The following is a 22,516-nucleotide window of genomic DNA, read 5'->3' on the forward strand; positions in this document are numbered from 1 at the left end:
GCACTCCATATTTATGAATCCAGACTAGTGATTATTTTTTATTCTTCTTTTTATTCTAATCTTCGTTTCATTATTAACCATAAAACTTACGATTATGAAAAAAAGATCACTTAAAAGTTTATCATTAAAAAAGACTACTGTTAGCAATTTAGATACTAACGCAGTACAAGGAGGAAAAGCAGCCTCTAGAACACTTTGGAACTCTATTATTGTTTGTGTTACTAGATGGACAAATGAAGATTGTCCTTCATTAACATGTCCTGAAGAATAGTTCAGAGAAACATTCACTTATCAATTGTTAAACTAATACAAAAAACTACTTCAGCTATCATTTCTTCTTACCTTTTTATATCATTAATCAAAAACATTTCATTATAAAAAAAGGAATTAAAAATTTTAGCATTAAACAAGAAATCAATTTCTGATTTAGAACATGCCGTAATAAGGAGGAGTGCTTCCATCATATAAAGAATGTCCGCTTCCAACAGGCTGTATTGGACCATCACATCCAACATGTGGAATTGCACTTACTTGTACAGAAGGAAGTGAAAAGTAAAATACAAGCGGGAGAAACCCCGCTTTTTCTTTTTCTGCATATTTCTTACACATAAAATGTTTAGTATTACACATATCTTCACTTCTATTCACTATATATACACGTTTTTTACGGAAAAACGTTTCGCATAAAGATTAATTTTAAATATCTTGCGCATTAAGTGAACATTGTAATTTTATACAAAATAGCGATTCCTGAATGGCAAAGAAGAAACCCGTAAAGAAAACCAAAAAAGCTCCTAGAGTTCCGAAATTCAAAAAACCTGATTTTACACTAACTCGACAGCATAAAATTGTCTTGGGAAGTTTACTCATGTTGTTTGCAGTGGCACTCTTTATTGCATTTATATCTTTTTTCTTTACTTGGGAAGTTGATCAAAGTGAATTAGGACAACTTACTAGAGCTTCCGAAACCGAAAATTGGATGCAGAAGTTTGGCGCAAATATTAGTCACTTCTTTATTTACAAAGGATTTGGAGTTTCTTCTTTAATTTTTGCTGGATTATTATTTCTTTCTGGCTTGACCTTATTTTTAGCTTCCGAACGAAAACTATTTAACAATTGGTTTTGGGGATCTATTATTGTGATTTGGTTATCTATATTTTTAGGTTTTTTCTTTTCATCATATCCTCTATTAGGTGGAACTATTGGTTTTGAAATGAATTCCTTTTTACAAGATTATATTGGTAAAATTGGTGTTGGATTGATTCTATTATTTGGCGCTATCCTGTATGCCGTTTTACGCTTAAAGCTTACGCCAGAAAACGTATTAGAATATTTCAATAAAGAAAAAGAAGCACTTAAAGATGATTTTGTTACAGATGAAACGATTCCTGAACCTGTATTAAAAGAAGATTCAGAAAAGAAAGTTGCTACTGAAATTTCTCCAGAGAATGCGACTATTGAAGAGGCTACCGGAAAAAAACAAACGACAGAAGATGATAAATCTGAGTTTGAATTATCTGTTGAGAATTTACAACCAACGATCAAAAATCATTCTGATAGAAAAGAAGAAACTCTTAAAAAAAATACTTCTTTTGAAGTAGAAATACCTAAAGAGGAAGAAACAGAAATTGAAATTGAAAAAATCGTAGAAGAAAAAACAGTTGCTGAAAACTTATCAGATAAGCTAGTAAAAGAACACGGAGAATTTGACCCAACACTTGAGCTTGGCAACTTTCGCTTCCCTACTATTGAACTTTTAAAAGATTATACCAACGGAAGTTCTATTACAATTAATCAGGAAGAACTCGAAGAAAATAAAAACCAAATTGTTACAACGCTTCGCAATTACAAAATTGAAATTGCAAGTATCAAAGCAACAGTTGGTCCTACAGTAACACTGTATGAAATTATTCCAGAAGCTGGTGTACGTATTTCTAAAATAAAAAACTTAGAAGATGATATTGCTTTATCATTAGCAGCTTTAGGAATTCGTATTATTGCACCAATGCCAGGAAAAGGGACGATCGGAATTGAAGTTCCAAATAAAAAACCTGCAATTGTTTCTATGCGCTCTGCAATTGCTTCTAAGAAGTTCCAAGAAGCAGAAATGCAACTACCAATTGCTTTTGGTAAAACTATTAGCAACGAAACCTTAGTAGTCGATTTAGCAAAAATGCCACACTTATTAATGGCTGGAGCTACTGGACAAGGTAAGTCAGTTGGATTGAATTGTATTTTAACGTCAATTTTATACAAAAAACATCCTGCAGAAGTAAAATTTGTATTAGTCGATCCGAAAAAAGTAGAACTAACTTTATTCAACAAAATAGAACGTCATTACTTAGCTAAACTTCCGGATTCGGAAGAAGCTATTATTACCGACAATTCTAAAGTAATCAACACGTTAAATTCACTTTGCATAGAGATGGATCAACGCTATGATTTACTAAAAAATGCATTGTGTCGTAATATTGTTGAATACAACACCAAATTTAAAGCTAGAAAACTGAATCCGAATGACGGACATAAGTTTTTACCATATATTGTTTTAGTTGTGGATGAATTTGCCGATTTAATTATGACAGCTGGTAAAGAAGTTGAAACGCCTATTGCGCGTTTAGCACAATTAGCACGTGCTATTGGAATTCACCTAATCATTGCCACACAACGTCCATCTGTAAATGTAATTACAGGTATGATTAAAGCGAATTTCCCTGCCAGAGTTGCTTTCCGCGTTATGTCGAAAATAGATTCACGTACCATTTTGGACAATTCTGGAGCCGATCAATTAATTGGTCGTGGAGATATGTTATATACACAAGGAAACGATTTAATTCGTATTCAATGTGCATTTGTTGATACTCCAGAGGTAGAAAAAATTACAGATTTTATTGGTGCGCAAAAGGCGTATCCTGACGCTCATATTTTACCAGAATACGTTGGAGAAGAAAGTGGCACAAGTCTTGATATAGATATTTCTGAAAGAGACAAACTCTTCCGACAAGCTGCTGAAGTTATCGTAATTGCACAACAAGGTTCGGCTTCTTTATTACAACGAAAATTAAAACTTGGATATAATAGAGCAGGTCGTTTAATAGATCAGTTAGAAGCAGCAGGAATTGTAGGTCAATTTGAAGGAAGTAAAGCACGACAAGTGCTCGTTCCAGATATTTTAGCTTTAGAACAATTATTAGAAAACGAAAAAAATGGATAAAATGAAAAAGTTAGTTTTAGTGTTAGTATTAGGAGTATTCGCATTCAATGCAAATGCACAAAATGCAGATAAAGCAAAAAAACTATTGGATGAAGTTTCTGAAAAAGTAAATAGTTACAACAATATTTATATTGACTTCAAATACGAATTAAACAATAAAGAATCGAATACAAAACAAGAATCTAAAGGAAATGTTACTTTAGAAGGTGAAAAATATTTATTAAATTTCTTAGGATTCACTAAAATATACGATACAAAAAAAGTATATACAATTGTTCCTGCCAACGAAGAAGTAACGATTACTAATGCTGAAGATGAAGAAGGTTCACTTTCTCCTTCGCAAATGTTAACTTTCTACAAAAATGGATACACGTATTCTTGGGATATTTTACAAAATATTAGAGGACGAAAAATTCAATACATCAAATTAGTGCCAACTGACAGTGATTCAGACATTAAAAGTGTATTATTAGGAATTGACATCAAAACAAAACATATCTACAACTTAATTGAAACAGGAAAAAATGGAACAAATACCACTTTAACTGTTAATTCTTTTAAAACAAATCAGCCTTTATCAAAAAGCTTATTTATATTTGACGAATCGAAATACGAGGATTATTATATTGACAAAAACGATTAGTCTACTTGAAAATATTAGATAGATATATACTTAAGAGTTATCTCTTAACCTTCCTTACTGTGTTTGTAATATTTATGTTCATATTTATATTACAAACCGTTTGGCTTTTTATAGGTGAATTAGCAGGAAAAGGTTTGGACGCAGGAATTATTTTTAAATTCTTATTATATACAGCTCCAAAATTAATTCCGCTCGTTTTACCATTAAGTATTTTAGTATCTTCTATTATGACTTTTGGTCGATTTGCAGAAAGCTACGAGTTTGCTGCTATGAAATCTACCGGAATTTCACTGCAACGCGCCATGCGAAGTCTAATTGTTTTCATCGTTTTACTAAGTATAGGAACCTTCTTCTTTGCAAACAATGTAATTCCATGGTCAGAATTTAAACAATATAACTTACGTAAAAACTTAGCCAAGAAAAAACCTGCGTTAGCTATTGGTGAAGGTGTTTTTAATGATATTGGAAACATCAATATTAAAGTGGATAGAAAACATGGTGATAATGATCAGTTGTTGGACAAAGTAATTATTCATCAAAAATCGAAAGATCAAAGGAATCGTATTGTAATGAAGTCTAAAAGTGGAGAACTGAAAAGTAGTCCAGATTCAGATATTTTACAAATGGTTTTATTTGATGGAAACCGTTATGAAGATATAAAACCTTCTGACCCTAAAGAAATTATACGCGTACCACATGCCAAAGTTTCGTTTGAGAAATACATCATGAATATTGACTTACGTGAAATAAACAAAGTTGATTTTGATAATGAAAGCTACAGTACATACAAAATGTACAATGTAAAACAGTTACGCGATTCCATTGCTTCGGATGGAAGAAAATATACTAAAGAAAAAGTAGGTTTTGGAGACAATATGTACAAACGTTCTGGAATTGTAGTTATTACAAAAGATTCTACCAATATTGTACAGCAAGATTCTATTGGTTCTGTTACCAATATGCTAGACATTTTATCGCTTCAAAATAAAAAACGTGCCCTAGATATTTCGGTAAGTAACATTAATGGACGCCGTAAAACACTTAAAAATACAAAGGAGCGTTTTCTTCGAATGGAAAAGAAAATAAACCATCACAAAATATACATGCATGATAAATTTGCAGTTGCAATTGCATGTATCATTTTATTCTTTGTAGGAGCACCATTAGGAGCTATTATTCGTAAAGGAGGAATAGGATTGCCAATGGTAGTCGCTATTTGTTTATTTTTAGCTTATCACTTTATAGGAATCTTTGGAAAAAACAGTGCAGAAGATGGTAGTATTCCTCCCTGGCTGGGCACATGGATGTCTACATTAGTTATGCTTCCGTTGAGTATTTATTTTACTAGACGAGCTACTTCTGATCAAGGATTATTTAGTTTTGGAGGTTTCTTTGTACGATTGAGAAATCTGTTTGTAAAACCTAGAGAAGAAGACGAAAGACAAGTTGTATACGAAAAAGCACTCATTACAGAACGCGATCGACAAAGTCTTGAAAAATTCAGTTCACTAAGTGATCAGCAACTAATTGATCTTGTTAGAAATTACCAACAATACAATTATACAGAAGGAGAACGATCGCTTGGAGTTGATATTTTAGACTCTAGAGGTATTACCGAAGAACGTTTGCAAGTACTTGGCGCTTTTGAAAATAAAGATTATGAAGCAGCTAAGGAAGATTATGCTTCTTACAGAAAGTCATCAAAATATTCCTTTTATTTTTATATTCCACTTCTATTTTCTGCATTAGGATTACCGATTCTAAACAATAATATGGAAATGGAATCATGGATGAAATTTGGCTTAATTGCTATTATTGTTATTTGTGGAGCTTTATTTCTATATCATTACATTCGTTCTAATATATTCTTTAAAAATATTACGGATGCAACTGGAAATGAATCAAACAACAAACTATTCTCAACATTGACATCAGTTTTGGGAATTCCACTTTATTTTGTTGTCTTTTTCTTAATTAAAAACCGTTTGAAACAAGATATCAAGAATATATTATAAGTTCCTTTTTTAACTTCTTCTTATCACATTGCACTTTTACTTTTTTGGATAATTTTTAACTTTCATAGCTGTTTCTATTTGAGATAATAAAGCTATTTTTAATGTACAAATTAGTATTTATGAAAAGAGCAATTGAAATTGAATTAAGACATACCAATGAAAATGATTTAGAAACTTTTTTCTTGTTTCAACTTGATAAAGAGGCTAATTATTTAGCTGCATTTACTCCAAAAGATCCATCAGACAAAGATGTTTATATTAAAAAATGGACACAATTGTTAACTGATGAAAAAATCAATATCAGAACAATACTTTTTGAAAAAGAGATTGTAGGTAGCATTACAAAATTTGAAATGGAAGGTGATGCTGAAATTACGTATTGGATTGATAAAAAGTTTTGGAATAAAGGAATTGCTAGTAATGCACTTAAAAAATTCCTTGAGATTGAAAAAACTAGACCTATTTACGGTCGAATTGCTTTTGATAATGTTGGTTCTAAAAAAGTATTAGAGCATTGTGGCTTTACTAAAGTTGGAACTGAACGGGGATTTGCAAATGCACGTGATAAAGAAATTGAAGAATTCATATATAAGTTAACATAGCCAACATTACCTTCAAAAGAAAAAAAAAATCAACTTACTTTTTCTCTTCTAACTATTCTATAAAATCTACTAATACTCACATCAATCTTTGCTATGTTTTTATGAAGAGGATTCAATAAGATTGATTATTTTTGTAAACAACTACCTCAGAACATATAACGAGGCGTAGAAAAGAAAATCAAAATTACAATCGAGCTAAGTCTCGAAGTATTTAAATCTCGATTATCGAGTCAAATTACAAATTCATGACCGCAACTACAAAAGCAAGCATTAAAATACAATTAGACAGTATTCACGAAGCCATTGAAGACATCCGTCAAGGAAAAGTAATCATTGTGGTTGATGATGAAAATCGTGAAAATGAAGGAGATTTTTTAGCAGCAGCTGAAAAAGTAACTCCAGAAATGATCAACTTTATGGCTACGCATGGTCGTGGTTTGATTTGCGCACCTTTAACTGAAAACCGATGTAAAGAATTACAATTGGGTATGATGGTAAGTAACAATACCGATCCTATGGAAACAGCATTTACCATTTCTGTAGATTTGAAAGGAAATGGTGTTACTACTGGAATTTCGGCAGCAGACCGATCTAAAACAGTTGAAGCATTAATTGACAAAAACACACGTCCGTTTGATTTAGCACGCCCAGGACATATTTTCCCATTAAAAGCAAAAGAAGGTGGCGTATTGCGTAGAACAGGCCATACAGAAGCTGCTATTGACTTTGCACGCTTAGCAGGATTACAACCAGCAGGTGTGATTGTGGAAATCATGAATGAAGACGGAACCATGGCACGCTTACCACAATTGATGGAAGTTGCTAAAAATTTCGATGTAAAAATTGTATCTATTGAAGATTTAGTTGCTTACAGAATGGAGCACGATTCTTTAATTGAGAAGAAAGAAGATTTTGATGTTCAAACACGTTTTGGAGATTTCCGCTTACGCGCATACCAACAAACAACAAACAATCAAATACATATTGCCTTAACTAAAGGAAGCTGGTCAGATGATGAACCTGTACTAACACGTATCAATTCTACTTTAGTGAATGATGATATCTTAGGAACATTGACAAATAATGCTGATAAAAAGCTTGATGACATGTTTCGTTTGATCAATGAAGAAGGAAAAGGAGCGATCATTTTCATCAATCAAGATACTAGTTCTTTGAATTTGTTACGACGAATTAAAGAGTTGAAAGAATTACAAACTAATGGAGAATACAAAGCGCCGAAAATAAAAATGGATTCGAAAGATTTCGGAATTGGTGCACAAATTCTACACGATATCAATATCAGTAAAATACGATTAGTCACCAATACACATCAAGAAAAACGTGTTGGAATGATCGGATACGGTTTAGAGATTGTAGATTACGTAAATTATTAAGAAACAGATTCTTTTATATAAATAAAAATCCAGCGTAAATACTACGCTGGATTTTTTTATATACTAGCACATAAGTCTAGTAATAGTGCAGTTGTTAGTTATATCAATTGTAATAGGTTTTATTGTTCCTGGATTCAAAGTAAGCATACATATAACATTTTCTGGACGTGTATTACAAGCTAACCATGAAACACAATAGTTTTCCCCTGTACGATCACATAATACTCCTGTGCCAGGATTTGGAAGTGATACATCTCCTCCAGAAACAGCTTGCTCTTGAATTCTAGAAATTGACTTCTTGTTTAATATTAGTTTTTTAATTTTTTTTTCATGTTTATATTATTTTGGTTAATTATGATACAATAGCATAAAACATGAATAAGAACACACACACTCTGTAGTATACACACAAACTTGTGTGCATAGAGTTTTTAGAGAAGTTTTAGGTAATCAACTACATTTCAGCACTTTAAAATGACTACACTGCTCGATTTTTGTTTAAATAGTATAAAAAAGCAGCTATAAAAATTATGAGTACTGCGCCTAGTAACCACCAATAAGAAGTTGTTTTTATTGATGGTAATATATCTGTATTTCCAGTTAACACAATTCCTCCCCAATAATACGGAGAGCTTTCACTGGTATTTTTATGCTTTGCTAAATAATTGATTTTTGCATTGTGGAGTGCTTCTGATTTGGTTTGAGATTCTCTTAAGCGCATTCTGAAATTCTCAAAAATCTCCATTCCTGATTTTTCATTTAAATTCCATAAGCTAGACACAACACTTTTACTTCCTGAGTTTAAAAAAGCTCTCGTGAGACTAAAAACGCCTTCGCCTTCTTTAAAAATTCCGGCAGATGTTTTGCATGCATTCAATACAACCAATTCTTTCGGATTGTTTAAAAAGTAAAGTTCATTCGGATATACTTTTTCATCAAACATTGCTAACCAAGAAACATCATTTGTATTTCCTGCATGTGATGATATATATACTTCCGAAGCATTGTTATAACTGTTTAAAAATTGTTCTTTTGTTGCGTTTGCATTCACATACGTAGCGTCTTCAAAGAATTCTGTAGGTTTTACCGTTAAAGATGTTAAGCTTGAATCTTGAAAAGCTGTCAACATAAAAGAAATGCTTTTTGCTTCCTTTTCTACATAATTCAATTGATTTTCAGCGTCTAATGAAAAAGAATATTGATAACTAATTTCTTTCTGTTGTATAAGATATGAATCATGTAAAGTTGCTGTCGTTGAAGTTGGCAAAATTTCTAAAGGAAGTGCGTTAATACTTCCATCAGGAACGACTGTAATTTTTGTTGCGTTTTGATATATGGTATCATTTCTAAAAGGAAACAATTCCTTGTAAACTTCATTTCCTTTAACCTGATAATCAACAATTTCGTTTTTTGTTTCAAACGGTTTTGCATACAATTCTTTAAACGAACTAATTTTAGAATGCAACGTTTCAATATCTTTTAACGGATAGATTTTCACATTTTCCTTATCCATCACTAACACGTATCCTAATGCATTATTTAGAATGTATGCAACCACAAGTTCATTTTTAGCCAAGCCTTTTTGAACGTTTTTTGTGGAACGAATAGGTAAGCTTCTACGATATCTATGATACTCTGGGTATTCGTTTTCAATCGTAGTTAAATATTTATAATAGGTTTCTTTTGCCGTAAAATAGTTTTTTTCGAGACTGTCTTTCGTTTCACTTGAAAATAATTCTTGCGCTAGTGTTTTTACCTTTTTGGCTAATTCTGCTTCTTTATCTATTACAGTTTGTGGTAATTTTGCAATTCGTTTTGCATTAAATGCAGAGACATTATCAAGCAATACAATTCCTTTATTTTTTTCTATATAGTAAAATGCTGCTGCTGGTTTATTTAGTAAAAACCATATTTTAACGGCATTGATATACAGCTTTGCTCCTTCGTTCCTCCAAAATAGTTTTGAGATTTTTTCTTTACTTTCAAAATATAAATGATCAATAACTTTGTCTATTAAAACTAACGTTTCTTCAGCAGCTACTAAGTATTTTTTTGATTTTGTATGCTCATAATAAGCAAGCCAACCGACCTGTTTATCAATCAAATATCCTAAAATATCTTTTCGATGTGGAGAATTTTTAATACGTTCATATTCAGGAAGGTTTTCAATCGTTTTCCAATCAAACGGAAGTAATTCGTTTAATGCTTTATTATAATAGCGTATACCTTTCACATATTCTTTGGATTGGATATAAATGTCTCCTAAGTTATCATATATTGTGCTTCTTTGATCTTTATCATTTCCCACAAACAAGAGCGCTTTATCATTTAATTCTAAGGCTTTAGCTATATTTCCCTTTTTCACATCGATTAATGCTTTGTTTGTATAAATCTGAGATATTCGGAAGGAATCTTTTAGCTTCTCAGCCAATGGCAAAGACTTTTCATAATATCCAGAAGAAGCTTTATATGCATGATTGTTGTATAAAATAGCTCCCAAATTGAATAACACCATAAGTCGCTTCTTATCGTTTGACTTTAGTTCATCTTCAAGACTTAACACATTCTCTTCCAGTAATTTAAAATCTTTCGAAGTCATCTTATAATGTTGCTCTACATATAAACTTAGTTTATTAATGTAGTTTCCTAACAAGTTGCTTTTGGCATCAACTTTTTTAAAAATTACTTCAGATGTGTCAAAATAATCCAACGCTCGTTGATAATCGCCCGTATTTTTATATACACCAGCCATCATTTTATAAGCTTCTCCACTTCGTATATCCAATATAGTGTCATGGGAAACTACACTATCAAGATATGTCAATTGATTGGTATAATCTTTTTGAAGTCTGTAGAAATAACCTAAATTATAATATGCTTTCGTAATTAAATTTCTATCTGGCGTTGTATCTTGTTTTCTTAGGTATACTTCTTTTTTTAAGAATGTAATTGCTGCATTTCTATTTATTTTTTTGCAAAAATTTACAACGTCATAACACACATCAGCATGCACACTTTTATTTGTATACTTTTTATGAAGTAATTCAGATTTGAAGAGTTCTATTTTTTTTACATCAGAAAGTGGTAGCTCTACAATAGAATCATATACTCTTTTGGCAGTCGTCTGCCCTATTCCAACAATGGTATAAAAAAACGCACAAACAACTAATAAAAAATGCTTTACATGGTTAACTTTACTAGATATTTGTGCGTTCATAGAGTGATCATCTTTTGATGGAGGATCACTAAAATACTATAAATTCAAATAGGATGCATATTTAATTTGACTCAACGTGCTCGACTCAATTTTGTCCATTAATATTTTGTGATACAATACTGACACTGGCATTCCTTCTTGATATTTTGATGCTGAAAATCCAGCTACTTTTGCACTTGAATATGACGAACCTGTCACTAAAATTGGATCTGCCCCAGAAGTCATATAAAAAGGAAGTCCAATACCATGTACAGCAATATCTACTGATATTGGTCCGTAATTAGATATTATAGGTTCTAAATTTGGCGGCATAGCATTATCTACAGCAGTTACCGCTAAAATGTTTTTTGTTGGATATGATGATGGAAAATGTGCATCGTTATCATTATTTTCTCCTGTATTTCCTGCCGAAGCAACTATTAAAATACGTTCTTCCACTTCTGTTATATAACTACCAATAATTGTTGAAGTCGTTGTTGTCCAACCAAAACTCATATTAATAACATTCACATCTTTCATTATTAAATAACTCAAACCACAACCAATACGAAATAGCGAACTCTTTCCATCAGCGTCGAAAGCTTTCGCAGGTAGTATTTCAAAATCAGTTGCGGTATCTATAAGTTGTTCGTATATCATATAACTTACAATAGTTCCATGTCCGTTATCATCAAAAGGTTCGTTATTGTTATCTACAAAATTCCATCCAAAAAACTCATCACCACAGCTTTCTTGATCCAAAGCACTATTATGTAAAAATGGTTGTTCAAAACGAAAATACGTAGGGTTTATTCCTGTATCTAAAACACCAACAGTTACAGAAGCGTTATTGGAACGTATTTTTGGAAATATACTTTGGTAATGTTGTATTTCTAAAGGAACTCCTGTTGGAACTTGACTCGATATTTGAATGTCAAAATTAAAATCGGCGCCTTCCATTTCAGGTTCATCTTCCATAGAAGTTACACGTTCTTCAATAGTTGCGCCTTCATGAATTGCTTCTAAATCCCATGATTCTAAATTTTTGTCTCCGCAAGAACATTTTTCATAATCCGTAACTCCATACGTTGTTCTTAATACTGTTTTTTCAGCTTCCGACAATCCTGCTGCAAAGCGAATCACTACCGTATTACCTTTTTTACTTGCGATTGTTGGAGGTGTTCTACTTTGAAGTTGTTCTTGTTGTTGATTTTCTGTTGTAGTTTCTATAATTTCCTGTTCACAACTTAGTAAACATATAATTATAATAAAGTATCCTATTTTTTTCATGCTGTGTAAAGTTTTAATTAAGGGAAGATAAAAAAGCCCTTTTAATTCGCGACTTTTTTAATTGTAATGTTAATTTTAGGTTTCTTCTAACTTTGGTTTTACGTGTTAGATAATTAGACGTTGTTTTCTCATGTAGAGTATTTTTAGCATCTTTGTTACGGTTTTTATCAAAAAAAATAATCACGCCTTTTTTAAATGACTCAAAAAGAAGATAGTATTCATAAATTTCTAAATGGAGATGCTGCTTTTCTAAAACAGTTGTACGCTAAAAATTATTACGGAGTTGAAACGTATATATTAAAAAATAGTGGTACTAAAGATAATGCTAAAGATATTTTTCAGCATGGTTTATTGGTTTTATATACTTTATTAAAAAAGGATAAACTGCAAGTTTCTTCTTTTGATAATTACTTATTTTCCGTGTGTAAAAACTTATGGATTAAACAATCTTCTCAAAACAGCGTAACAAAATTACCATTGCAAACTCTAGTAGATGAAAGTCCCGATTTAGCAAGTTTTCATGTTGAACAATTGCAATGGAGCCTGTATAAAGAAAAATACGAATTACTGAAAGAAACCTGCAAATCTATCATTAAAATGACTTTGGCGAATATTTCATATGCTGAAATTTCAAAAAAGCTAAAGTATCCTAATGAAAATGCAGCACGCCAAAAGGCATTCAGATGTAAAACTAAATTGTTTAAAATGATAAAGTCGGATTCACGGTTTAAAAATTTAAAAAATAACTAAGCATGGAAGATTTTCTTTGGGAATTAAAAACCGAACGCTTTTTGAATGGTGAAATGACACCAGAAGAACTTCTTGCTTTTGAACAAGAACAAGTTGCCGAACCAGAATTGAAAGAATATGTTACACTTAGTTTACAATTAAAAAAGGCGCTTAGTGAAAAAGATTGGTTTAGTCATAAAAATACAAGCGCGCATTATAATATCGTAAAAAAATGGTATCAAGAAGAAGATGTTCTTGACTTTAAAGAAAAAATACAACAGTACGCTGCTGAAGAGTTTACCTCTAAAAAGAAAGTATATTCATTAAAAAAATACTGGATTCCTATTGCAGCTGCCTGCATTTTAGCATGTATTGCAATGATATATCAATTTACAGCGCAACCAAGTATGCAACAGTTGTATTCTGAATATGCTACTTGGAGTGACACACCTTCTTTTATTGTCCAGGATGAAAATACAACGAATGGAAAAGAACAAATAGAGCTTTTGTATAAAAATAAACAATACGAAGAATGTATTTCCGCAGCTGAGAAGTTTTTACATACTGCTGCTACAGACAAAACCAATGTTATGATTTACAAAGGGTTTTCGTTGGTACAGTTACATGGTTATTCAAAAGCTTTAAATGTATTTGAAACAATTTCTAAAAGTGATGCTATTGACGCTAGTAAAGGTTTATGGTATATGGCGTTAATTTATTTAAAAACGGAAGATACCGAGAATTTAAAAACTACTTTACAGATAATTACAACTTCAGACACGAATTATCAATACTCAAAAGCCTTAGAGTTGCTACATTCTATTGAATAATTTTGTTCCGTTTGTTCATGTATAACTAAAACGTTACAACTTCTCCATCTACAGGAATGTATACTTTTTCAGATAATCCATGTTTTTCTAAAGTTTCACGCAAGCCTTTCCGCGTTGTTGGACAGTGATTAATGGCTTCTAAATGATTTGCGATTACTTTTCCTGGTGAGTTACGCACGAACGTTAAAATGTCATCCATTCGCATTAATACTGGATTGAACAAATCGAACTGTGCGCTTCCGGCTGCCACTATTGTAATTTGAGGTTTGTATGTTTTTAAAACTTCATCTACAGCACTTGTATAAATTGTATCCGAACTTATATAAATTGATTGTTGATTAGGCAATTCAATATAAAACCCCATTACATTTCCCATAGGCTTTGCAACAAATCCATAACCGTGTTTTGCTGGAATTCCTTCGATTGTTCCTCCTAAAAATGATTCTCTTTTTTTATATGAAAGTGATTGTACTATTTGTAAACCTTTCTTTTTCAATATTTTTTCATCTTTATAACTACAGGTAACTGGAATTGATTTTTCGATTAAAAAGTTAATTCCGGCTGTATCTAAATGATCAGGATGTCTGTGTGTAATTACACAATGTGTTACGCTCTGAAGGATTTCATTACAAGAGCTTGGAAGTGAAACCGTAGGATTTTTTCGAGCTTTTGCTCTAAATAAAGTAAATGGTGGCATTATTCCTTTTGGCCCTAACATTGGATCAATTAAAATGACATCTTTTGCAGTTTCTATAACAAAAGTAGCATTTCTGAAATGGTGTATTTTTAACATGAGTATGTGTTTTTATTCTTTATACAAAGAAATTACACCTCAAAATCATATACATTGATTCAAATCAAGAAATACGTTTTCGAATTCTACTCAAAGTTTCTGGTGTAATATTTAGATAGGAAGCTATGTGATATTGTGGAATTTTTTGCAACCAATCTGGTTTGTAAATCAACAGTTCTTTATACAAATCTTCAGGTGTTTTGGTTATTCTGTTGTATTCTAATAATTCTTTATGCCTAAACAATTTTTGAAATGAAGCTTTTACAAATTCCTTTCCACATGTATACTTTTCTAAGTGTGCTCGGAATACAGCTTTGTCAATGGCTAACAACTCAATATTCGTTAAACATTCTTGAAATTTTCGCGTTTTTGAATCATTATTAAACGCTAGCAAATCTGTAATAAATTGTGGTTTTGTATAGAAATTAATATTCGTTTCCTTGTTTTCGGTTGCATAATATTCTCTAATCGTTCCATAATTTAGAAAACGCAATTGATTTTCTTCCATATCTTCCTGTAGAATGATACTTCCTTTTTCAACTTTTCGTACAGAAAAAGCCGCAAACAACTCGTTCAAACCTTCTTGATTTAAAGGATGTTCTGTTTCAAAAAACGTTGCTATTTCATTATATGAAGACATATACACATTATTGAATCGCTTTCAATATCACTTCGCGCATCGTTGCGGCTCTAGCTTCAACTTCTGCTGCTGTCCATGACATTTTTATCAAACAAGAAATATTTCGAGCAATATAATGATCTGATTGTTCAAATGTTTTTGTGTCTAAATATTGCATTCCATCTTTCACTTCTTTTGAAATTGGATACAATGATTTTAAATCTTTTAAATGTTCCCATTTACGAATGTAATGCCAATTGTTATCAAAGTAATGAAAACATACATCGATACCGTTTTCTTTGAAACCTGCCATTACTTTTCTAGCTATAGCTAAATCTGGCATGAAGAAATTTAAGAATGCATAACTTTCTTCTCCACCTTCAGGGACTGTTCTAAATACCACTTCTGGGATATCTACTAATGCTTCGCGTAATATAGTATAATGCTTCTTTTGAATTGCTAAAAACTCTGGTAAACGACGTACTTGCGCCAATCCGACAGCTGCGTTTAGTTCAGAAATTCTAAAGTTATATCCTAAGAATGGATGTGTTTCTGCACCTCTATCATTTCCAACATGATCATGTCCGTGATCACTGTAATGATCGGCATTTGTTGAATAGTTTTTATTATTTGTAATGATGGCTCCACCTTCTCCACAAGTCATTGTTTTTACAAAATCGAACGAAAAACAACCAACATCACCAATACTTCCCAGTGCTTTCCCGTTGTATGTTCCACCAATTGCTTGGCAAGCATCTTCTACCAAAATTAAATTATGTTCCTCACAGATAGCTTTAATGGCGTCCAAGTTTGCCATACTTCCACACATGTGCACAGGCATAATTGCTTTTGTTTTTGGTGTAATTGCTTTGCGTATTGCCTCAGGATCTACTGTAAGTGTGTCATCTATATCTACTAAAACCGGAACGGCACCTAACATCATAATCGCCTCAAAACTAGCTACAAATGTAAATGTTGGCATTATTACCTCATCTCCTGCTCCAATTCCTGTGATTGCCAAAGCAACAGAAACTGCTGCTGTTCCACTTGAAACCAATTGCGCATGATTTACATCAAATTGTGCTTCTAACGCACGTTCTAGTTCTTTTGCTTTCCAATGTCCGTTACGCATTCCATCAAATCCGTAACGCATTAGTACACCACTATCTAATACATCATGTACTTCTTTTCGTTCTGCATCACTAAACAATTCAAATCCTGGCATAGTATTCTTTATTTGTTATTTGGTAAATAGATTTTTATAACATTAAAAAACCTCTTTTCTGTATACAAAAGTATTGAAAAGAGGTTAATTTTTTATGTGTATTGTATTAATACTTTTTCATTATTTTTTCAAGAAACTTATAATGTCTTGAAGTATCGCGCATCATATTGTACGATGTTATATTGTCGATTTCTTTTCCTTTATGATCTACGGCTACAATGTTTGGAAACTTATTTTTGGTATTATACTTTCTTGCAAGTTTCTTGTTTTCCTCACGTTGCTCTTCCGTAATGATATCAATACGTCTTGGAAAATCAGCCATAACTAACACAAAATCTTTTGCTTTTGCTTTGAATTTTTCTGTATAAAAGAAATCTTCTTTTAGCATTTTACACGGTGGACACCAATCGCTTCCTGTAAAATAAATCAGGATTGGCTTTTTTGTCTTTTTAGAGATTTTCTTTGCTTTTTCAAAATCAGTTAACCAATTTAGTTTTACTTCTTCTTGTGCAGTTACCGAAAATCCAATGAATAAAACGGCTAAAAACAGAAACTTTTTCATAAGTGATGCGTTATAAGGCGATAAACAAATATATATTTTTCTTCCTTTAAAACAATAATCTTGCCAATTTATTACAATTCTAATATACTTTCTGAAATTGACTTACGTACTTTTTTAAAGTCAGCAAACATATCGTCTTCTGCTCTGTATCCTACTGGTAATACTAATACAGAAGAAAGTCCGTGTGCTTCTAAGCCTAAAATTTCATCATATTTTTCAGATACAAAACCTTCCATTGGGCATGCATCTATTTGTTCTGCTCCACAAACTGTTAATAAATTACCCATAGCAAGATACGCTTGTTTTGCTGACCAAATATTAAGATCTTCCTGAGTTCTACCTTTAAAAGAATTAGTCATAAATTCTTTAAACGGCGCTAAAATTTCATCTGGCGTGTTACGAATAGCTTTTACACGATTAAAATAAGCTTCAATCGTTTCTGTATCAACTGTATTTTCAATACAAATTACTAACAAATGTGAAGCATCTACTACTTGTCGTTGATTCCACGAATGTGGTACTAGTTGTTCTTGTACTTCTTTATTTTGGATAACAACTAAGCGTATAGGTTGTAATCCGTACGAAGTAGCTGTTAAATTAAAAGCTTCTTTGAGTGTATCTAGCTGTGCTGTATTTAAAAAACGGTTTGCATCAAATTTTTTTGTTGCATATCTCCATTTTAAACTATCTAATATTTGCATATGTTCTATCTTTGATTCGATTAAATTATATTCAAACAAAAATACGCAATACGAAAGGGTAAAATTGGCACTTTCCTATAAATTAAACTAATTGCTTCATAAGAAATATTCGATCTATTCATAAAGTCATTTCAATACGATTAAATTATTTGGAATTTTAGCACGTTAGATTTTCAATCAACTCTGGGATTAATGAACAGTTTACCACTATTGCAATTGCGATACTAATTGAAAAAAGCCAGCATTCATTCCACATTAATGGTTCAAACCATTTAAACCGTTTTTTCCATCTTTCTATTTTTGCTTTTTGATGTGACACATACATAAATGCAAAAAGTAACGTAATGATTAATGTTCCATATCCTAAATATTCTATAATTGATATTATATTGGCTTCATTATATTCTTTTGAAACTGAAGCAATTCCTATGGCTCCAAAAATTGCTAAAACTATTTTGATGTAAAATTCAAATGCCTTGTAAACAGATTCATTATGGTATTTTATTTCTGCACTTTGAAGCTCATCACTTAAATCTCTCCAATTATCAATTCGCTCTCCATTCTTTTTAAAATTCTTATTCCTTAAATAATTCATTATGAATAAAAAAACAACACAACTTACTATAGTTGTTCCTGTAAAAAATAATATGATCATAAAACTTAGTTGATTTGTTAATACTCACAAGTTTACTATTTCTTTTTTAAACTGCCCAAGTCATCTACTATAATTATGTTCTTGTAATAGGCATTAATTATCAGTTAAAAAATATAAATTCGCTACATAAAATTCACTCAAGATAGCATATATACAAATAAAATAAACACATATGAATACACATACATTAGCTCGCATAGAAAGCTCTGAAACTCACATATTTAAAGCAGTTTTCCCAAATACAACCAATCATTACGATACATTATTTGGAGGAACCGCATTGCAACTCATGGATGAAGCGTCTTTTATTTGTGCAACTCGGTTTAGTCGAAAAAAAGTAGTTACCGTTTCTACAGATAAAATCGATTTCACAGAGCCTATTCCGCAAGGTACATTGGTAGAGCTTGTTGCTAAAGTAGTAAAAGTAGGAAATACAAGTTGTGTGGTACAAGTAGACATTTTTAGAGAAAACATGTATAAAGACGGACGTAAAAAGGCAGTTACCGGCTTCTTTACCTTTGTTGCTATTGATGATCACAAAAACCCTGTAAGCATCACGTAATCAATCAAATATATTACTCAACATTTATTTCAATAATTATGTTCACACATATATATCACGACATGATTCTCATAACCAACACCTTACACAAGTGAAAACGTAATTTAAAAGGATTGCCTTTAAACAAGAAACCAGTATCTAACTTACAGCAAGAAAAAGTAAAAGGAGAACGCACTTATTGGTCTGACTGCTGTACGATAACCCAAGGTAATAGTTGTAGATGTACAGACATATGGTGTATATTTTCAATTAACCAATATCCAATACAACCTAACTATAAGACTCACAATATATTAAAAACACATTATGGGTTTTTCTATATTTTTTTATGAAAAAAGTTCCTTTTTTGTTTTCAATTTTAAAAAAGGTTTCTATATTTGCATCCGCATTCAGGGAATACCTGATGAGGCACTCAGGAGAAATGGCAGAGTGGTCGAATGCGGCAGTCTTGAAAACTGTTGACTGTAACAGGTCCGGGGGTTCGAATCCCTCTTTCTCCGCTAAATCCCTTGTAAGCATCAATGTTTGCAAGGGATTCTTTTTTTAGGTGTAAAAATAGGTGTAAGTACACCCGTTTTTATCTTCACTTTTTAGCTTTGTACACCTCATTATTGTTATCGTATAAGTATTGCTTTTCTTTAAGCTAAATTTTCTATCAAAAATTCTAATGATTTGATGTGATAATCTTCATTTTGATAGTCATTCGTTTTCCGAAACTGCCGTAGTAAGTTCAGTAGATCGTTTTTAAGAATGAAAAAGTACAAACCGTTTTTGATGTTCTTTTCTACTTCAAAACTTTGTTGACATTTTGCTAATGCTGTTTTAGTCTCTTTTAGTTCTTGTACTAAAACTTGGTTTACTTCTTTTTGATTTGTCATATACGATAATTTTAATGTTACAAAACATAACAAATATAACTACTTAGTATCAAATAGTAAAATAAGATATAACATTTAGATGTTACCTTTGTATTTTTATATAGCTTTGAGATGTTAAATAGTATTATGTTATGTTACGTGTAAAAGAAGTTGCAAAGAGTAAAAATATAAGCTTAGAGCAATTAGCTAATATTTTGCAAATAAATAGAGTTACGTTAAGTAGAACCATAAACGGAAACCCAACTGTTGAAACATTGATGAAAATAGCCAATGCGCTTGACGTTGAAGTTAGCGAGTTATTTAGTTCCGCTAAAGGTAATACCAAGCTTAACGGCTATGTAGAGTATAAAAATGAAGTGTATCGTATTAACTCGAAAAAGGATTTGGAGAATTTGCTTGATTTGGTCAGTTAATAAATTCCACTAAAATTGATCTTTCTTGTGAATTGATAAGCTTTTATTTAGTATTTCCATTAACTAAGGTAAGCTTCGATTAATTCGTTCCATTTATCTTTATGAACTTTTTTAAGCTCTGTATCATCTTGAATTAAACTACTATAATTTTTTATAAAATTTTCTAAAGAAGAAATTAATCTTAAATAATATTTCAAACTAGGAATTACACCATTAATAATAATTTGACAACCATGAATTTTTTTTATTTCAGCTATCATATTCGATATTTCTTTTTTGTCATCTTCTTTTACTCCAATATAAGATAAGATATAATACCTTTCAGGGTTAAACCTTTTTATCTTTTCAATTGCAATACGTACAATATTAGAGTCAATAGACTTATCTAGTTTTATCTCAATAGACTCGAAAATACTACCATCTTTTGAAATTTCTATATCTCCCGATGATTTGGAAGTTCTATCAGAAGCGGTGTGACTCCCCATTTTTTCTAATACACAACCATTAAATCTAGTTAGCTCTTCTATTAAACTAATATAAATAGAGTAAAAAGCTATAACAGGTAGCTTTGACCCCCCATGTGTTCTATAATTAAAACCAAATTGTAGATTAAGTACATATATTATTTTTTCAATAGTCAGTTCTTCAGGATTCTCCAAAGGTCTAATTTCTACCGTTAATCTTTTTCTAGCCTCAATAGCTTGAAATATAATTAACCTTAAAATATTAGTAGCTTTATCTGCGTTCTTCTCTAAATAGTCTAAAATTTGCAGAAAAGCTTTCTTTACTGATTTATTACTAATTTTTCCATTATAGTCCAAAGTATACTCATACGGTTGTTCTAAAGAACGTGTAAGCCATCCACTTTCAGCCATAGATGGTAATTTCAATTCTTTTAGTGTTGGTGTTATGTATTGGGTATCTATAGTTCGACCCGAGAATCCCCCATCCATGCTAGATTGGTGCTTTCTGATATCTTGACTTGGATTAAGAATTTTATGAGTAACCAAGGTCGTTAAAACAGTAAAAACCCCTTTTTGAGAAGTTATTTTTGCGCCAATTATTTTAATATCGTTTCGTATATCTTCACTAACATCTATTACATCATCAACTGTAGAAGAGTTCTCGTAAATCTCCAATAACTTTTTTTTGTGGTTCATCTAATAGTAAATTTTGCTCTTTTAAACTTTTAGCAATTTCAGAAATTACGGGGATTGCTACTGAATTACCTATTTGCTTATATTGTTCACCTATTTTGAAATGTCTTTTAAAGTTTTTCGGAAACCCCATTATCCTGTAACACTCATTTAATGTCAGTTTTCTAACTCTATTTTCCGTAGGTAAGTATATAAAAAACCTCCCTGAGGTTTCTTGTGATGGAATAGTTGGATGAGTGCCATCTACTGAATATATTCTGTTTGGTTGTCTATGAACTCTTGATAAATGTTCTGTATTTGGTCTAACTCCATTTTTCCAAGTATTTTTATTTCTATATCCAATAAAAATTAATCCAGTTGCTTGTTTTTTTGGATTTTCTATTAAGGTATATTCTTCTCTATCTAAATATTCAAAATTCCCATTTTTATCTAAAAAATCCTTTAATTGTACAGGAGCTTTAGTTTTAAGTTTTTCAAACTTAAAAAAGCCAATTTTAGTGGCTATAATAAATATTCTTTCTCTATTCTGTGGTAAACCAAAGTTTTTGGCGTTCAAAATTTTATGAGAAACATTGTAGCCCAAATGTGTAAGAGTCTGAATGATAGTTTTAAAAGTTCTCTTTTTATCATGATGTATTAGATGTTTTACATTTTCCAATACCACTACTTTAGGTTTCTTAGTGTCTATTATTCTACAAATATCAAAGAATAGAGTTCCTCTAGTGTCATCAAACCCTTTCTTTTTTCCCGAGATACTAAAAGGTTGACAAGGGAAACCAGCTAATAAAACTTCAAAATCAGGAATATTTTCAGGATTAATTTGGGTAATATCCCCAAAAACTTCATCTCCAAAATTATCTTCATAGACCTCTTGACAAGCTTGGTTTATTTCAGAAGTAAAAACACATTTATAGCCTGCATCTTCAAACCCCTTTCTAAAGCCTCCTATACCTGCAAATAAATCAATAAATCTTGGCTTCATATTTCTTATATCTAATATCTGTTTTAATTATAATTGTATGCTATAATATTTCTAAT

The 22,516-nt window shown here is 31.4% G+C and carries 22 protein-coding genes and 1 tRNA gene; 11 read left to right on the forward strand and 12 right to left on the reverse strand.

Annotated elements, in window-relative coordinates; genetic code table 11:
* The first annotated feature begins 94 nt into the window (after positions 1-94).
* Positions 95-271, forward strand: a complete 177-nt coding sequence (locus Q0828_RS15805; protein ID WP_298423164.1) for a hypothetical protein — start codon at positions 95-97, stop codon at positions 269-271.
* A gap of 155 nt (positions 272-426) precedes the next feature.
* Here the strand turns inward: Q0828_RS15805 and Q0828_RS15810 are convergent, their stop codons facing one another.
* Positions 427-609: a hypothetical protein gene (locus Q0828_RS15810; protein WP_298423167.1), complete on the reverse strand. Its 183-nt coding sequence runs from the start codon at positions 607-609 to the stop codon at positions 427-429.
* A gap of 145 nt (positions 610-754) precedes the next feature.
* Between Q0828_RS15810 and Q0828_RS15815 the strand changes: the two genes are divergently transcribed.
* The 5 genes from Q0828_RS15815 to ribB all read left to right on the forward strand — a co-directional run bounded on the left by Q0828_RS15815 (position 755) and on the right by ribB (position 7,868).
* Positions 755-3,214, forward strand: a complete 2,460-nt coding sequence (locus Q0828_RS15815; RefSeq protein WP_298423170.1) for a DNA translocase FtsK — start codon at positions 755-757, stop codon at positions 3,212-3,214.
* A gap of 1 nt (position 3,215) precedes the next feature.
* Positions 3,216-3,857, forward strand: a complete 642-nt coding sequence (locus Q0828_RS15820; RefSeq protein ID WP_298423173.1) for an outer membrane lipoprotein carrier protein LolA — start codon at positions 3,216-3,218, stop codon at positions 3,855-3,857.
* A gap of 5 nt (positions 3,858-3,862) precedes the next feature.
* On the forward strand, positions 3,863-5,872 hold the full coding sequence (locus Q0828_RS15825; protein ID WP_298423176.1) for an LptF/LptG family permease: 2,010 nt from the start codon (positions 3,863-3,865) through the stop codon (positions 5,870-5,872).
* Between the two features lie 119 nt (positions 5,873-5,991).
* On the forward strand, positions 5,992-6,474 hold the full coding sequence (locus Q0828_RS15830) for a GNAT family N-acetyltransferase (protein ID WP_298423179.1): 483 nt from the start codon (positions 5,992-5,994) through the stop codon (positions 6,472-6,474).
* 245 nt (positions 6,475-6,719) lie between these two features.
* A complete protein-coding gene (gene ribB, locus Q0828_RS15835; protein WP_298423182.1) occupies positions 6,720-7,868 on the forward strand; it encodes a 3,4-dihydroxy-2-butanone-4-phosphate synthase in 1,149 nt (382 codons plus the stop codon).
* Positions 7,869-8,346: 478 nt separating this feature from the next.
* Here the strand turns inward: ribB and Q0828_RS15840 are convergent, their stop codons facing one another.
* Together Q0828_RS15840 and Q0828_RS15845 are read right to left on the reverse strand one after the other, a co-directional pair.
* On the reverse strand, positions 8,347-11,085 hold the full coding sequence (locus Q0828_RS15840) for a CHAT domain-containing tetratricopeptide repeat protein (protein ID WP_298423184.1): 2,739 nt from the start codon (positions 11,083-11,085) through the stop codon (positions 8,347-8,349).
* A 36-nt stretch (positions 11,086-11,121) separates the two neighbouring features.
* Positions 11,122-12,354: a S8/S53 family peptidase gene (locus Q0828_RS15845; protein WP_298423187.1), complete on the reverse strand. Its 1,233-nt coding sequence runs from the start codon at positions 12,352-12,354 to the stop codon at positions 11,122-11,124.
* A 195-nt stretch (positions 12,355-12,549) separates the two neighbouring features.
* Between Q0828_RS15845 and Q0828_RS15850 the strand changes: the two genes are divergently transcribed.
* Both Q0828_RS15850 and Q0828_RS15855 read left to right on the forward strand, forming a co-directional pair.
* Positions 12,550-13,104, forward strand: coding sequence for an RNA polymerase subunit sigma (locus tag Q0828_RS15850; protein WP_298423190.1), 555 nt, complete (start codon positions 12,550-12,552; stop codon positions 13,102-13,104).
* Positions 13,105-13,106: 2 nt separating this feature from the next.
* Positions 13,107-13,913, forward strand: a complete 807-nt coding sequence (locus Q0828_RS15855) for a hypothetical protein (protein ID WP_298423193.1) — start codon at positions 13,107-13,109, stop codon at positions 13,911-13,913.
* Between the two features lie 25 nt (positions 13,914-13,938).
* Here the strand turns inward: Q0828_RS15855 and Q0828_RS15860 are convergent, their stop codons facing one another.
* The 6 genes from Q0828_RS15860 to Q0828_RS15885 all read right to left on the reverse strand — a co-directional run bounded on the left by Q0828_RS15860 (position 13,939) and on the right by Q0828_RS15885 (position 18,468).
* Positions 13,939-14,706, reverse strand: a complete 768-nt coding sequence (locus Q0828_RS15860) for an MBL fold metallo-hydrolase (RefSeq protein ID WP_298423195.1) — start codon at positions 14,704-14,706, stop codon at positions 13,939-13,941.
* 64 nt (positions 14,707-14,770) lie between these two features.
* A complete protein-coding gene (locus Q0828_RS15865; protein ID WP_298423198.1) occupies positions 14,771-15,346 on the reverse strand; it encodes a Crp/Fnr family transcriptional regulator in 576 nt (191 codons plus the stop codon).
* Between the two features lie 7 nt (positions 15,347-15,353).
* The gene (locus tag Q0828_RS15870; protein WP_298423201.1) at positions 15,354-16,550 is read right to left on the reverse strand and encodes a DegT/DnrJ/EryC1/StrS family aminotransferase; all 1,197 of its coding nucleotides are present in this window, start codon (positions 16,548-16,550) and stop codon (positions 15,354-15,356) included.
* Between the two features lie 106 nt (positions 16,551-16,656).
* Positions 16,657-17,112 (reverse strand): thioredoxin family protein, encoded by a 456-nt coding sequence (locus Q0828_RS15875; protein WP_298423203.1) that lies wholly within the window; start codon positions 17,110-17,112, stop codon positions 16,657-16,659.
* 71 nt (positions 17,113-17,183) lie between these two features.
* A complete protein-coding gene (locus Q0828_RS15880) occupies positions 17,184-17,813 on the reverse strand; it encodes an NAD(P)H-dependent oxidoreductase (protein WP_298423206.1) in 630 nt (209 codons plus the stop codon).
* A 157-nt stretch (positions 17,814-17,970) separates the two neighbouring features.
* A complete protein-coding gene (locus Q0828_RS15885) occupies positions 17,971-18,468 on the reverse strand; it encodes a hypothetical protein (RefSeq protein WP_298423208.1) in 498 nt (165 codons plus the stop codon).
* A 172-nt stretch (positions 18,469-18,640) separates the two neighbouring features.
* Between Q0828_RS15885 and Q0828_RS15890 the strand changes: the two genes are divergently transcribed.
* Entirely contained in the window at positions 18,641-19,030 is a 390-nt protein-coding gene (locus Q0828_RS15890) for an acyl-CoA thioesterase (protein WP_298423210.1), read from the forward strand.
* 415 nt (positions 19,031-19,445) lie between these two features.
* A tRNA-Ser gene (locus Q0828_RS15895) sits at positions 19,446-19,530 on the forward strand.
* 138 nt (positions 19,531-19,668) lie between these two features.
* On the opposite strand, the gene Q0828_RS15900 is transcribed toward Q0828_RS15895, so the two are convergent.
* On the reverse strand, positions 19,669-19,908 hold the full coding sequence (locus Q0828_RS15900) for a hypothetical protein (RefSeq protein WP_298423213.1): 240 nt from the start codon (positions 19,906-19,908) through the stop codon (positions 19,669-19,671).
* Positions 19,909-20,039: 131 nt separating this feature from the next.
* On the opposite strand from Q0828_RS15900, the gene Q0828_RS15905 reads away from it, so the two are divergent.
* Positions 20,040-20,321: a helix-turn-helix transcriptional regulator gene (locus tag Q0828_RS15905; protein ID WP_298423216.1), complete on the forward strand. Its 282-nt coding sequence runs from the start codon at positions 20,040-20,042 to the stop codon at positions 20,319-20,321.
* Positions 20,322-20,380: 59 nt separating this feature from the next.
* Here Q0828_RS15905 and Q0828_RS15910 read toward each other — a convergent pair whose 3' ends face one another.
* Complete coding sequence (locus Q0828_RS15910) at positions 20,381-21,481, reverse strand: restriction endonuclease, SacI family (protein WP_298423219.1); 1,101 nt, start codon at positions 21,479-21,481, stop codon at positions 20,381-20,383.
* A complete protein-coding gene (dcm, locus tag Q0828_RS15915; protein WP_298423222.1) occupies positions 21,429-22,460 on the reverse strand; it encodes a DNA (cytosine-5-)-methyltransferase in 1,032 nt (343 codons plus the stop codon). The genes Q0828_RS15910 and dcm overlap by 53 nt, the downstream gene beginning before the upstream one ends.
* Positions 22,461-22,516: the final 56 nt, after the last annotated feature.

The organism is uncultured Kordia sp., from assembly GCF_947496985.1.
Classification (GTDB): Bacteria; Bacteroidota; Bacteroidia; order Flavobacteriales; family Flavobacteriaceae; genus Kordia.

Coding starts and splice junctions, on each gene's coding strand:
- Q0828_RS15805 (WP_298423164.1), top strand. CDS start 95: ATGAAAAAAAGATCACTTAAAAGTTTATCATTAAAAAAGACTACTGTT.
- Q0828_RS15810 (WP_298423167.1), bottom strand. CDS start 609: ATGTGTAAGAAATATGCAGAAAAAGAAAAAGCGGGGTTTCTCCCGCTT.
- Q0828_RS15815 (WP_298423170.1), top strand. CDS start 755: ATGGCAAAGAAGAAACCCGTAAAGAAAACCAAAAAAGCTCCTAGAGTT.
- Q0828_RS15820 (WP_298423173.1), top strand. CDS start 3,216: ATGAAAAAGTTAGTTTTAGTGTTAGTATTAGGAGTATTCGCATTCAAT.
- Q0828_RS15830 (WP_298423179.1), top strand. CDS start 5,992: ATGAAAAGAGCAATTGAAATTGAATTAAGACATACCAATGAAAATGAT.
- ribB (WP_298423182.1), top strand. CDS start 6,720: ATGACCGCAACTACAAAAGCAAGCATTAAAATACAATTAGACAGTATT.
- Q0828_RS15840 (WP_298423184.1), bottom strand. CDS start 11,085: ATGAACGCACAAATATCTAGTAAAGTTAACCATGTAAAGCATTTTTTA.
- Q0828_RS15845 (WP_298423187.1), bottom strand. CDS start 12,354: ATGAAAAAAATAGGATACTTTATTATAATTATATGTTTACTAAGTTGT.
- Q0828_RS15850 (WP_298423190.1), top strand. CDS start 12,550: ATGACTCAAAAAGAAGATAGTATTCATAAATTTCTAAATGGAGATGCT.
- Q0828_RS15855 (WP_298423193.1), top strand. CDS start 13,107: ATGGAAGATTTTCTTTGGGAATTAAAAACCGAACGCTTTTTGAATGGT.
- Q0828_RS15860 (WP_298423195.1), bottom strand. CDS start 14,706: ATGTTAAAAATACACCATTTCAGAAATGCTACTTTTGTTATAGAAACT.
- Q0828_RS15865 (WP_298423198.1), bottom strand. CDS start 15,346: ATGTCTTCATATAATGAAATAGCAACGTTTTTTGAAACAGAACATCCT.
- Q0828_RS15870 (WP_298423201.1), bottom strand. CDS start 16,550: ATGCCAGGATTTGAATTGTTTAGTGATGCAGAACGAAAAGAAGTACAT.
- Q0828_RS15875 (WP_298423203.1), bottom strand. CDS start 17,112: ATGAAAAAGTTTCTGTTTTTAGCCGTTTTATTCATTGGATTTTCGGTA.
- Q0828_RS15880 (WP_298423206.1), bottom strand. CDS start 17,813: ATGCAAATATTAGATAGTTTAAAATGGAGATATGCAACAAAAAAATTT.
- Q0828_RS15885 (WP_298423208.1), bottom strand. CDS start 18,468: ATGATCATATTATTTTTTACAGGAACAACTATAGTAAGTTGTGTTGTT.
- Q0828_RS15890 (WP_298423210.1), top strand. CDS start 18,641: ATGAATACACATACATTAGCTCGCATAGAAAGCTCTGAAACTCACATA.
- Q0828_RS15900 (WP_298423213.1), bottom strand. CDS start 19,908: ATGACAAATCAAAAAGAAGTAAACCAAGTTTTAGTACAAGAACTAAAA.
- Q0828_RS15905 (WP_298423216.1), top strand. CDS start 20,040: ATGTTACGTGTAAAAGAAGTTGCAAAGAGTAAAAATATAAGCTTAGAG.
- Q0828_RS15910 (WP_298423219.1), bottom strand. CDS start 21,481: ATGAACCACAAAAAAAAGTTATTGGAGATTTACGAGAACTCTTCTACA.
- dcm (WP_298423222.1), bottom strand. CDS start 22,460: ATGAAGCCAAGATTTATTGATTTATTTGCAGGTATAGGAGGCTTTAGA.